General features: G+C 72.1%; 10 protein-coding genes. 3 read left to right on the top strand and 7 right to left on the bottom strand.

Translation table 11 applies throughout. From position 1 onward, the window contains the following. Positions 1-14: 14 nt before the first annotated feature. From IFT77_RS00810 to IFT77_RS00790, 5 genes are all read right to left on the bottom strand, one after another. Positions 15-1805: a peptidoglycan D,D-transpeptidase FtsI family protein gene (locus tag IFT77_RS00810; RefSeq protein WP_371740848.1), complete on the bottom strand. Its 1791-nt coding sequence runs from the start codon at positions 1803-1805 to the stop codon at positions 15-17. A gap of 75 nt (positions 1806-1880) precedes the next feature. Then, a complete protein-coding gene (locus IFT77_RS00805) occupies positions 1881-2519 on the bottom strand; it encodes a hypothetical protein (RefSeq protein ID WP_192169010.1) in 639 nt (212 codons plus the stop codon). Further along, positions 2516-3466, bottom strand: coding sequence for a 16S rRNA (cytosine(1402)-N(4))-methyltransferase RsmH (gene rsmH, locus IFT77_RS00800; RefSeq protein WP_192169009.1), 951 nt, complete (start codon positions 3464-3466; stop codon positions 2516-2518). The genes IFT77_RS00805 and rsmH overlap by 4 nt, the downstream gene beginning before the upstream one ends. 102 nt (positions 3467-3568) lie before the next feature. After that, a complete protein-coding gene (mraZ, locus tag IFT77_RS00795) occupies positions 3569-4000 on the bottom strand; it encodes a division/cell wall cluster transcriptional repressor MraZ (protein WP_192041582.1) in 432 nt (143 codons plus the stop codon). 305 nt (positions 4001-4305) lie between these two features. Further along, a complete protein-coding gene (locus tag IFT77_RS00790; protein ID WP_133737434.1) occupies positions 4306-4719 on the bottom strand; it encodes a DUF3040 domain-containing protein in 414 nt (137 codons plus the stop codon). Positions 4720-4817: 98 nt separating this feature from the next. Here IFT77_RS00790 and IFT77_RS00785 point away from each other — a divergent pair, with 98 nt between their 5' ends. Further along, complete coding sequence (locus IFT77_RS00785; RefSeq protein ID WP_133737433.1) at positions 4818-5939, top strand: polyprenyl synthetase family protein; 1122 nt, start codon at positions 4818-4820, stop codon at positions 5937-5939. A 49-nt stretch (positions 5940-5988) separates the two neighbouring features. Here IFT77_RS00785 and IFT77_RS00780 read toward each other — a convergent pair whose 3' ends face one another. Continuing rightward, positions 5989-6345 carry an Rv2175c family DNA-binding protein gene (locus tag IFT77_RS00780; protein ID WP_371740847.1) on the bottom strand — a complete coding sequence of 119 codons (357 nt, stop codon included), beginning with the start codon at positions 6343-6345 and terminating at the stop codon, positions 5989-5991. A 226-nt stretch (positions 6346-6571) separates the two neighbouring features. Between IFT77_RS00780 and IFT77_RS00775 the strand changes: the two genes are divergently transcribed. Further along, the gene (locus tag IFT77_RS00775) at positions 6572-7963 is read left to right on the top strand and encodes a LysM peptidoglycan-binding domain-containing protein (protein ID WP_244638374.1); all 1392 of its coding nucleotides are present in this window, start codon (positions 6572-6574) and stop codon (positions 7961-7963) included. A 102-nt stretch (positions 7964-8065) separates the two neighbouring features. Next, complete coding sequence (pknB, locus tag IFT77_RS00770) at positions 8066-10024, top strand: Stk1 family PASTA domain-containing Ser/Thr kinase (RefSeq protein WP_192169008.1); 1959 nt, start codon at positions 8066-8068, stop codon at positions 10022-10024. Between the two features lie 105 nt (positions 10025-10129). On the opposite strand, the gene IFT77_RS00765 is transcribed toward pknB, so the two are convergent. Continuing rightward, entirely contained in the window at positions 10130-11458 is a 1329-nt protein-coding gene (locus IFT77_RS00765) for a class II 3-deoxy-7-phosphoheptulonate synthase (RefSeq protein ID WP_192169469.1), read from the bottom strand. Positions 11459-11543 lie beyond the last annotated feature (85 nt).

The following is an 11543-nucleotide window of genomic DNA, read 5'->3' as shown; positions in this document are numbered from 1 at the left end:
TGAATCCTCTTCTCTCACCAGGTCTGGGGGATGGCCGGCGCGGGCTCCGTCGACGGAGGGACGCGGTACATCTCGAGGACCTGGGACATGATGTTGTTGAAGGTCGGCGCCGCGGCGGCCGACGTCTTCATGGTACTGGGCTTGGTGAAGCTCACGACGACGACGTACTTCGGGTCCTCGGCCGGGGCGATGCCCGCGACGGACACCACGCGGTCGGAACCGTAGCCGGTGCCGTCGGCGCGGGCCATCTCGGCGGTGCCGGTCTTGGCGGCGACGCGGTAGCCCGGGATGGTCAGCGCGTCCTTCTGCTCGCCGGCCGAGACGACGCTCTCGAGCATGTTCACCGTCGTGTCGGCAGCGTACGGCGACACCACGGTCGTGCCCTCGACGGCCGGTGCCGGCGTGACCGTCCCGTCGGCGGCCGTGCAGCCCTCGACGAGCTGGGACGGGAGCCTGACGCCGTGGTTGCCGAGGGTCTGGAAGATGCTGGCCACGTGCAGCGCCGTCGTCGAGACGCCCTGGCCGAACATCGTGTTGATGCTGGTCTGCTGGTCCCACGAGCTCGCGGCCCGGACGCCCTGCGTCGGCTCGCCGAGGAACCCGACGGCCGTGGGCTCGTTCAGGCCGAACTTGACCATGTAGTCGTACCGCGCCTGCGCGCTGAGGTTCTGGCCCAGCAGCGAGATGCCGACGTTGGAGGAGTCGCGCAGGATGCCGGTCAGCGTGAGGCGCTCGGTCGGGTGGAAGCTCGCGTCGTGGATCTCGCCGCCCCAGGGGAACGAGCGGGAGTAGGGCACGGTCGCCTGGCTCGTCGGCGTGGCCTTGCCGGAGTCGAGCAGCATGGCCGCGGTCATCGCCTTGAAGGTCGAGCCCGGCTCGTAGGAGGCGGTGAAGGCCTTGGAGCCGAGGTCGCCGACGTCCTTCGTCAGGTTCACGTCGTTGGGGTCGACCGTGGGCCAGTCGGCCACGGCGAGCAGCTTGCCGGTCGCCACCTCCTGGACGACGGCGGTGGCCGACTCGGCCCCGATGGCCTGGCCCTGCTCGGCGATGGCCTGCTGCGTCATGTACTGCAGGTCCTTGTCGACGGTGAGCTGCAAGGTGCCGCCGGCCACCGCCTCCTTCGTGGTCACGGTGCTGCCGGGGAGCTGCACGCCGTCGGCGCCGCGCTCGTAGGTCTCGCTGCCGTTCGTGCCGGCGAGGCAGGAGTCGGCCGTTCGCTCGAGCCCCGCCTGCGGCCCGTCCGTGCCGACGAAGCCCGTGAGGTTGCCGGCCACCGAGCCGTTCGGGTAGGTCCGGGCGGACTGGCGCTCGAAGTAGAGCCAGGACACTCCGCTGTTCTTGAGGTCGCGGACGGCGCGGAAGGCGTCGACGTCGACGCCCTTGACGAGGAACGCGAAGTTGGCCTCGGGGTCGCGGGTGAGCGCCTCCTGCATGGTCTCCACCGACCCGCCGGTGATCTCGGCCACCTCGGCCAGCACCTGGTCGACCGACATGGCGACCTTGGTCTTCTCGCCGTCCGCGTCGGTCCCCGTCACGGTGACGTCGGCGGCGAAGGCCGGCGCGGCGGTGATGTTGTACCGCGTGACGCTGCCGGCGAGGACCGTGCCGTCGTTCGCGGTGATGTCGCCCCGGTCGCCGTACGTCACCTGCTGGATCTCGCGCTTGTTCTGCGACTGCGCGTTGAGCTCGGCGGCCTGGACGAGCTGGATGTCGGCCAGGCGGACGACGAACACGCCGACCAGCGCGATCACGACGGCCATGGCCAGCGTCGCCCGGAGCCGGCGGCTGCGAGGGGCTGTGTTCACGAAGGTGTCCTCACCGCGGCAGGTCGTGTGGCACCGGCCGCTGTCGTCGTCAGGTGCGCCACGGAGGGCGCACCGCTAGCGGGTCTGGGGAGCCGCGAGCTGGTCAGGGTCAGACGCTACCGACGGGGTGCCGGATCCCGCGGTCGCCGCGCCCGTCGTGGCGGAGTCGGTCGGAGGCGTGCCCTGCGCCGCCGCGTCGCTCGACGCCGCCGCCGGGTCCGCCGTGTCGGTCGTCGCCGCGTCGGGTGCGACCGTCGCGAGGGGGACGCCGTCGAGCAGGGTGTTCGGGATCAGGTTGTCCGTGCCGTCCGCCGTGCCGTCGGCCGGGGCAGGGTCGCCGTGCACCGCGCCGGTCGTCGGGTCGAGGTAGACCGGGTTCGAGTTGCGGACCATGCCGAGCTGCTCGGCGTTGTTGGCCAGGTTCTGCGGCGACGAGAGGACGTCGAGCTGCTCGGAGTACTTCTGCTGGTCGCGCGTCAGCTCGGTCTTCTCGGCCTGCAGGTCGGAGATCGTGTAGGCCCCGTCGCTCAGAGCGATGCTGATCGCCAGCTGGGTCAGGAGCAGGACGAACAAGGAGGCGGTCGCCACGAGCGCGTACGCGATCCGGGGCCGCGCGCGACGCTGTGCCCGGCTCGTGACGATCTCGACCGGTGCCCGGCGAGGCTCGTGCGAGGGGCGGCGCTGCGGGATCGGGTCGATCGCGGCGTTGCTCATGCTGTTCTCCGGATTCGTTCGGCTGCGCGCAGTCGCACGGGCTTGGCACGGGGGTTCAGGTCGATCTCGTCGGCGGAGGCGAGCTCGGCGCCGCGGACGAGGAGGCGGTAGCCGGGCCGGTGCTCGGGCAGCTCGACCGGGAGGCCCTGGGGCGCCGTCGAGGTGGTCCGGGCCGCGAGCTCGCGCTTGACGAAGCGGTCCTCGAGCGACTGGTACGCGAGCACCACGACGCGACCCTCGACGGCGATGCGGTCGAGGGCGGCGGGGACGGCCGCCTCGAGCGAGGCCAGCTCGCCGTTCACCTCGATGCGCAGCGCCTGGAAGACGCGCTTGGCAGGGTGGCCCGCCCGCTGCAGGGCCATCGGCGTGGCGGCGATGAGGAGGTCGACGAGCTCCCCGCTGCGACGGAGCGGCGCCTCGGCGCGGTGCTCGACGATGCGGCGGGCGTACCGGGGGCTGAGCTTCTCCTCGCCGTACTGGTAGAAGATGCGCCGCAGCTCGGACTCGGGGTACTCGGCGAGGATCGTCTCAGCCGTGACCGGGGAGGTCGGATCCATCCGCATGTCGAGCGGTGCGTCCTTGGAATAGGAGAAGCCCCGCTCGACCCGGTCGAGCTGGAGGGACGAGACGCCGAGGTCGAAGAGCACGCCCTGCACCTCGTCGATGCCCAGCTCGTCGAGGGCGTCGGCCACGCCGTCGTAGCGCGTGTGCACCAGTCGGGCACGCTCGCCGAACGGTCGCAGACGCTCGCCGGCGATCGCGAGCGCCTCGGTGTCGCGGTCGAGGCCGACCACGGTGAGGTCGGGGAACCGCTCGAGCATCGCGGCCGCGTGGCCGCCCATGCCGAGCGTCGCGTCGACCGCGACGGCGCCGGGGCGCGAGATCGCCGGGGCGAGGAGCTCGAGCGTGCGCTCGAGGAGGACGGGGGTGTGGATCTGATCTGCCATGGCTGACCTGGGCCTGGATCCCGGGCCCTGATCCCCATCCATCTCGACCTGGCACCGGGGAAGGTGCGCCAGGGCGGACGGCTGGGAGTCAGGGCCGAGGAGCTAGAAGAGCCCGGGGATCACCTCCTCCGTGGTGTTCGCGAACGCGGCCTCCTGGGCCTCGTAGTAGGTGTTCCACGCGTCCGTGGCCCAGATCTCGGCACGGTTGCCCGCGCCGATGACCGTGAGGTCGCGACCCAGGCCCGCGTAGTCCCGCAGCGGGGACGGGATCGTGACGCGGTTCTGCTTGTCGGGGACGTCGTCGCTGGCGCCGGAGAGGAACAGGCGCATGTAGTCGCGCCCCTCCTTGCTCGTGATCGGCGCCTGCCGGATGCGCGTGTGCATGTCCTCGAACTCGGCCTGGCTGAACACGTAGACGCAGCGCTCCTGACCGCGGGTCATGACGAGGCCGGAGGCCAGCTCGTCACGGAACTTCGCGGGGAGGATGATCCGGCCCTTCTCGTCGAGCTTGGGCGAGTAGGTGCCGAGGAACATGCGCCTCGCCCCCCTTCGCTCCGCACCCCGTTCGTGGCACGTGCCTCCACTTTACTCCACAATCCCCCACCCGGATAGGCGACATGGGGTCGAAGTCGCGCCGGGACCTTCCGGATCCGCTCCAGTTCGGGGGTCACGGCGGTGGAGGAGAAGGGAGGGAGAGTCGACCGGGGACCACGAGACGGGTCCGGGACGCGCCGACACCGGGAAGGGAGCCCTGCGGGGAGGCGCCAGGAGGCCCCGGGCGCACGAGAAAGGGGCCGGCCCGGAGGCCGACCCCTGAGGTCGTGGTGCGAAGTGGAGGACTAGGAGCGGTCGCCGTCCTGGCGGCGCTCCCAGCGGTCGTTGAGGCGGTCCATCATGCTGCCGCTGCGCGCGGGGCGCGAGGCCGACGGACGAGCGGAGCCGGGAGCGGACGACGCAGCCGAAGGACGGGCCTGCGAGCCGCGACGAGGAGGCGCCATCGCGAAGACGGCGCCGGCCACGAGGAGCACGAAGCCCGCCACGCCGACGAGCGGACCCACCGGAGGAGTCCGGATGATGACGCCGGTGACGATGACCGCGATGCCGACGAGAGCCGCGAGCACGCCGATGACGACCATCGTGTAGTTCGGGCGCCCACGGCGCCCGCCGACCGTCGCCACGAAGTCGGAGTCGTTGCTGTAGAGGCTCCGCTCCATCTCTTCGAGGAGTCGTTGCTCCTGTTCGGAAAGTGGCATCTCTTTGTTCCCTTCGAGCACAGGCCCCGCGGCCTCGGGATCACCGCGTGTGGATACGGGCGAGTGTATGCCCGGGCGCTGTGGCTAGGCTAGGCAGCGTGGCTGAGAGTACGCGGTTAGTGGACGTCGTTCAAGAGCGCATCGATCGGTTCCTCGACGACCGCCGACCGGCCCTCCGGGGCATCGCCGACGACCTCTCCCCCTTCGCCGGTTTCTCCAGCGACCTGCTCCGCGGCGGCAAGCGCTTCCGGGCCCTGTTCTGCTACTGGGGCTGGCAGTCCGTCGCCGGCCGTGACGCCGGGTTCGACCCGCTCGGGACGACCGTCGACCAGCGGTCCCTCGACGCCGTGATGACCGCCTCCGTCGGGCTCGAGTTCTTCCACGCGGCTGCGCTCGTGCACGACGACATCATGGACAACTCCGACACCCGTCGCGGGCGCCCCGCCGCGCACCGCCGGTTCGAGGCCCTGCACCGCGAGGGCGGGTGGCTCGGCTCCGCGTCCGGCTTCGGCACATCGGCGGCCCTGCTCATGGGCGACCTCCTCCTCGCATGGAGCGACGAGCAGATCAGCGAGGCCCTCGACGCCCTCGAGTCCCGGGGCGCCGCCCTCTCGGCTCGGCGCGAGTTCAACCGCATGCGCACCGAGGTCACCGTGGGCCAGTACCTCGACATCCTCGAGGAGAACGCCTGGCGCAGCGTGCCCGACGTCGACCTGCTGCCCCGGGCCCAGAGGGTCATCGTCTACAAGTCCGCGAAGTACAGCGTCGAGGCACCGCTCACCATCGGGGCGGCCATGGCCGGGGGCTCGGAGTCGGAGCTCGAGTCGCTGCGGCGCTTCGGGCTCCCCCTCGGCATCGCCTACCAGCTCCGCGACGACCTGCTGGGCGTCTTCGGCGACCCCGAGGTGACCGGCAAGCCCGCCGGCGACGACCTCCGCGAGGGCAAGCGGACCGTCCTCGTGGCGACGGCCCGCCGGGCGCTGCCGCCGAGCTCCGTCCGCCTGCTCGACGAGCTGCTGGGCGATCCCGACCTCGACGACGACCAGATCGGCGTGCTGCAGGCGACGCTGAGGGAGTCGGGGGCCGTGGAGGCGGTGGAGCAGTCGATCACCGACCAGGTCGAGCGCGCCGTGACAGCCCTCGACGGCGCGGATCTCGCACCCTCCGCACGGGCCCAGCTCACGCGGCTCGCCGACACGGTGACGAAGCGCACCTACTAGGTCCGGGGCCGCCGGCCTCCGGCTGCCCCCCGACCTGACGGGAGTCGGCTCAGAGGAGGCTCTGCGCCACCCGGCGGACCTCGGCCTTGCGCCCCGCGCGCAGCGCCTCGACCGGGGAGACGCCGAGGCTGTCCTCGACGGAGAGCATCCAGTCGAGCGCCTCGTCATCCGTGAACCCGTTGTCCGCGAGGACGGTGGCGGTTCCCCGGAGCTCGTGCATGGGCTCGCCGTCGACCAGGAACACCGCCGGGGTGACGACGACGCCGTCCACCCGCGTGGAGATCAGGACGTGGTCCTCGAAGAGCCGGTGGACGCGGCTGACGCTGAGGCCGAGCATCTCGACGAGGTCGGGCACCGCCAGCCACTCGGTGTCGTCGAACCAGGGCTGCTGAGAGAGATCGGTCACGGGTCCACCTTGCCACGGTCGCCCACCGCTCCGTGTCGCGCCTCGTAGCTCGTGTCACTCTCGTCACACGTGCCACAAAGGTCACATCAGTAACATCGACCCCACTCGTAGCACTGGTCACTGTGATTGACACGGGTCTCCACCTGTGCCAACTTGGCACCACGAGACACGCCGTCGCGGATCAGGTTGTCGACGTGTCGGACGCCACGACCCGAGGATCACCTCCATGAACGACAGCAGCTCGGACCGCGCCCTCGACCTCGACGGGACCCCGGACGCGCCCCGCGCCACACGGCTGCCCGGTGCCGCCTTCGGCCGCGGGGCACTCGACGCCGACGGACGGGGGGCTCGTTCACGGGCCGCTCGCTCCATGCTCCAGACGGTGCCCATCATGCTCGTCGGCTCGATGGCGCTCAGCCTCGGCATGACCGGCCCCGTCGCGTCGGTCGCCCACGACCAGCAGCCCACGAAGAAGCCGCACGCCGCCCCGCGCCCGATCGCGCTCCCGCCGACGGCAGCCGCTCCGGCCCCGGAGTCGACGTCCTCGACGGTCGACGTCGCCGCGTCGTCGAGCACCGTCCTAGCGCCGTCGACCTACACCGTCGCCTCGGGCGACACCGTCGCCAGCATCGCCGCGTCCTTCGGGCTCAGCACCGCCTCCGTGCTCGCCCTCAACGGCCTCAGCTGGAAGTCGACCATCTTCCCCGGCCAGACGCTCAGCCTCGTCGCGTCCTCGCGGACGCCCTCTCCCGCGGCGCCGACCAGCGCGACCCGGGCCGCCGCGGCCGGCAGCTACACCATCGCGCGCGGCGACACGCTCAGCTCGATCGCCGGCGCGCACGGGGTGAGCACCGCCTCCCTGCTCGGGGCGAACGGCCTCAGCTGGTCGAGCATCATCTACCCGGGCCAGGTGCTCTCCCTGCCCGGCGGGGCGTCCCAGGCCACGGCGCCGGCAGCGCAGAGGGCCGCCGCGCCGACCCCCGCGGCGACCGCCGGCCACGTCATCAGGAGCGGCGAGACGATCGCCTCCATCGCGAGGCAGACCGGCACGACGGTCCAGGCGCTCCTCGCGGCCAACGGGCTGAGCATGACGAGCACGATCTACGCGGGCCGCACCCTCGTCGTCCCCGGCGCCTCGTCGCCTGCCCCTGCCGCCGCGCCCACGACGGTCGTGGCCACCACCTCCGTGGCCCCGCTGACGACGAGCACCACGCTCACCGCCGAGCAGCAGGAGAACGCTCGCGTGATCATCCGCGTCGGGCGCGAGCTGGGCGTGGGAGACCAGGCCATCGTCGTGGCCCTGGCCGCGGCGGCGCAGGAGTCGAGCCTCAGGAACATCCACCACGGCGACCGCGACTCGCTCGGCCTGTTCCAGCAGCGTCCGAGCACGGGCTGGGGCACCCCCGCGCAGCTCACGGACGCCGCGCACGCGACGAAGCTCTTCTTCGGCGGACGGACGAACCCGAACGTCGGCAAGACCCGCGGCCTGCTCGACGTCCGGGGCTGGTCCTCGATGTCGCTGACGGACGCCGCCCAGGCGGTCCAGCTCTCGGCCCACCCCACGGCCTACGCCAAGTGGGAGGCACCGGCACGCACGTGGCTCAGCACCCTGGGCTGAGCCGTCCGCGCCACCACCGCGGCGACGTCGTCGGCACCCCCGTTCGACACTCGCCGGTGAGCCTCGTCGGCCACCGGCGCGCCGACTCGTAGGATCGCCTCGATGAGCGCGAACCAGACTGACCCGATGATCGGCCGGCTCATCGACGACCGGTACCAGGTCCGCTCGCGCATCGCCCGCGGCGGCATGGCCACCGTGTACCTGGCCACCGACCTCCGGCTCGAGCGCCGGGTCGCGATCAAGATCATGCACGGCCACCTGGCGGACGACGCCTCCTTCAAGGAGCGCTTCATCCAGGAGGCGCGCTCGGCAGCGAGGCTCGCCCACCCCAACGTCGTCAACGTCTTCGACCAGGGCCAGGACGACGACAGCGCCTACCTCGTGATGGAGTACCTGCCCGGCATCACGCTGCGCGAGCTGCTGCAGGACCACAAGGTCCTCACGAGCGAGCAGGCCATGGACATCCTGGAGGCGGTGCTCGCCGGCCTCGCCGCCGCCCACCGCGCCGGCATCGTCCACCGCGACCTCAAGCCCGAGAACGTCCTGCTCGCCGACGACGGCCGGATCAAGATCGGCGACTTCGGCCTCGCCCGCGCCGCGACCGCGAACACCGCGACCGGCGCTGCCCTGCTCGGCACGATCGCCTACCTCTCCCCCGAGCTCGTCACCCGCGGCGTGGCCGACACCCGCAGCGACATCTACGCGCTCGGCATCATGCTCTACGAGATGCTCACCGGCGAGCAGCCCTACAAGGGCGAACAGCCGATGCAGATCGCGTACCAGCACGCGAACGACACGGTCCCCGCGCCCAGCTCGGCGAACCCGTCGGTCCCCGCCGAGCTCGACGAGCTCGTCCTGTGGGCCACGGCACGCGACCCGGAGCACCGCCCCCGCGACGCCCGGGCGATGCTCGACCAGCTGATCGACGTCCAGCGCGTCCTCGCCGACCCGTCCGGCGCTCCCCTCGGCCGCACCATGGTCCTCCCCCCGGCCTCCGCGACGATGGTCCTCCCGCGAGGCGGCACCGGCGAGACGCAGGCGCTCCCCAAGGCACGCCACCGCACCGGACCGGTGGGACCGGCGGCCGTCGACACGGTCGCCGAGCTCAGCGAGGTGGCCCGGAGGCGACGGCGACGGGGCTTCGTGTGGATCGCGCTCGTCCTCGTGCTCGCCGTGGTGGGCGGCGGCGCGGGCTGGTGGTTCGGGGCAGGTCCGGGCAGCCAGGTGGCCGTCCCCGACGTGGCCGGCCAGGACCCGGCCGCGGCCGCGTCCGCCCTCGAGGCGGCCGAGTTCGTCGTCGCCGAGCAGGACGCGGCCGACTTCTCGGTCGAGGTCCCGACCGGGCAGGTGATCGGGACGGACCCCGGTGCGTCCTCTCGCCTCCAGAAGGGCTCGACCGTCACGCTGGTCGTCTCGCAGGGCCCGCAGCCGCTCGACCTGCCCGCCGTCGTGGGACAGACCGAGGACTCGGCCCGCGCCTCCTTGTCGTCCTTCGCCGTCCAGGACAGCACGACCCAGTTCGACGCCGCCGACCCCGGCACGGTGCTCGCCATCTCGGGGGTCGACTCCGCGGGCACGGCCGTCGACCTGGCCGGCGCGGCCCAGTACGGCGAGCAGCAGCCCGTCACGCTGACCGTCTCGCTCGGCCCCGTCCCGGACGTGGTCGGCCAGTCGGTCGAGGACGCCCAGGCGACGCTCCAGGACGTGGGCCTCACGGGCGTCGAGGCCGGCACGGAGTTCAGCGACGACGTCGACGAGGGCGCCGTGATCCGTGCCGACCAGCAGCAGGACGGCCCGATCCGGCCCGGCGCCTCCCTCGACCTCGTCGTCTCGGACGGGCCTCCGCCCGTCACCGTCCCCGACGTCACCGGCAAGACCCTCGACCAGGCCACGGCCCAGCTGCAGGCACTCGGCCTGCGGGTCAGCTACGACCGGTGCACGAACTTCACCTGCGCCTTCTTCGACTGGGAGGCGAGCCTCACCGTCGTCTCGACGGACCCCGTCCCGGGAGCCACCGCGCCCCGGGGATCGACGGTCAGGCTCTCCTACCGCGTCGAGTGACCGCCGCGCGCCCGCCCTGGGCCGCCCCCGTCCCGACGAAGGGCCCGTCTCCTGTGGGAGGCGGGCCCTTCGACGTGGCCGTTCGGCGAGCCGAGGAGGCGCGGCCTAGTTGGCCGCCAGCTCCTCCGCGACGAGGAACGCGAGCTCGAGCGACTGCATGTGGTTCAGCCGCGGGTCGCAGAGCGACTCGTACCGCGTCGCGAGCGTGGCCTCGTCGATGTGCTCGGAGCCGCCCAGGCACTCGGTCACGTCGTCGCCGGTCAGCTCGATGTGGATGCCGCCGGGGTGGGTGCCCGCGGCGCGGTGCGCCTCGAAGAACCCCTTGACCTCGTCCATGATCTCCTCGAAGCGGCGGGTCTTGTAGCCCGTCGGCGTCGTGAGGCCGTTCCCGTGCATCGGGTCGCTGACCCAGAGCGGCGTCGCGTCGGCGCCCTTGATCGCCTCGAGCAGCGGCGGCAGCGACTCGCGGATCTTGCCGGCGCCCATGCGCGTGATGAACGTCAGGCGCCCGGGCTCGCGGTCGGGGTCGAGCACGTCGATGAGGCGGAGCATGTCGTCCGGCGTGGTCGACGGGCCGAGCTTGACGCCGATGGGGTTGCGGACCCGGGAGAGGAAGTCGACGTGGGCGCCGTCGAGGTCACGCGTGCGCTCGCCGATCCAGACGAAGTGCGACGACAGGACGTAGGGGTCGCCCGTGCGGGAGTCGATCCGCGTCATCGGCCGCTCGTAGTCCATCAGCAGGCCCTCGTGGCTGGTGTAGAACTCGACGCGCTTGAGCTCGTCGAAGTCCGCACCGGCCGCCTCCATGAAGCGGATGGCCTTGTCGATCTCCTTCGCGAGGTGCTCGTAGGCGGCGTTGGCGGGGTTCGACGCGAAGCCGCGGTTCCAGCTGTGCACCTGGCGGAGGTCGGCGAACCCGCCCTGCGTGAACGCGCGGATCAGGTTGATCGTCGACGCGGAGGTGTGGTACCCCTTCACGAGCCGGGCAGGGTCGGCCCGTCGGGACTCGGGCGTGAAGTCGTAGCCGTTGACGATGTCGCCCCGGTAGGCGGGGAGGGTCACGCCGTCACGAGTCTCGGAGTCGCTCGAGCGGGGCTTCGCGAACTGGCCCGCCATGCGGCCCATCTTGATGACCGGCACGGAGGCGCCGTACGTGAGCACCACGGCCATCTGGAGGATGGTCTTGACGCGGTCGCGGATCTGGTCGGCGGTGGCGCCGGCGAAGGTCTCGGCGCAGTCGCCGCCCTGCAGCAGGAATGCGTCACCGCGGGCCGCCGCGGCCAGCCGGTCGCGGAGGGTGTCGACCTCGCCCGCGAAGACGAGCGGCGGCAGCGCGGCGATCTCGGCCGACGCGGCCTGGACCGCGGAGGGATCGGGCCACGCGGGCTGCTGCTTGATCGGGAGCGTGCGCCAGTAGTCGAGTCCGTCGATCACGTCGGTGGTGGAGGCGTCGGTGACGACGCCCGCGGACGGTTCGGCGATGGGGACCACGGTCTTCCTTGCAGCTAGGACGGGCCAG

It is taken from the genome of Frigoribacterium sp. CFBP 13729 (assembly GCF_014841875.1).
Lineage (GTDB): Bacteria > Actinomycetota > Actinomycetes > Actinomycetales > Microbacteriaceae > Frigoribacterium.
Note: the sequence above shows the minus strand (reverse complement) of the source record. Positions and strands in the feature narration are given on the sequence as shown.

Coding starts and splice junctions, on each gene's coding strand:
- IFT77_RS00805 (WP_192169010.1), bottom strand. CDS start 2,519: ATGAGCAACGCCGCGATCGACCCGATCCCGCAGCGCCGCCCCTCGCAC.
- IFT77_RS00790 (WP_133737434.1), bottom strand. CDS start 4,719: ATGCCACTTTCCGAACAGGAGCAACGACTCCTCGAAGAGATGGAGCGG.
- rsmH (WP_192169009.1), bottom strand. CDS start 3,466: ATGGCAGATCAGATCCACACCCCCGTCCTCCTCGAGCGCACGCTCGAG.
- mraZ (WP_192041582.1), bottom strand. CDS start 4,000: ATGTTCCTCGGCACCTACTCGCCCAAGCTCGACGAGAAGGGCCGGATC.
- pknB (WP_192169008.1), top strand. CDS start 8,066: ATGAGCGCGAACCAGACTGACCCGATGATCGGCCGGCTCATCGACGAC.
- IFT77_RS00775 (WP_244638374.1), top strand. CDS start 6,572: ATGAACGACAGCAGCTCGGACCGCGCCCTCGACCTCGACGGGACCCCG.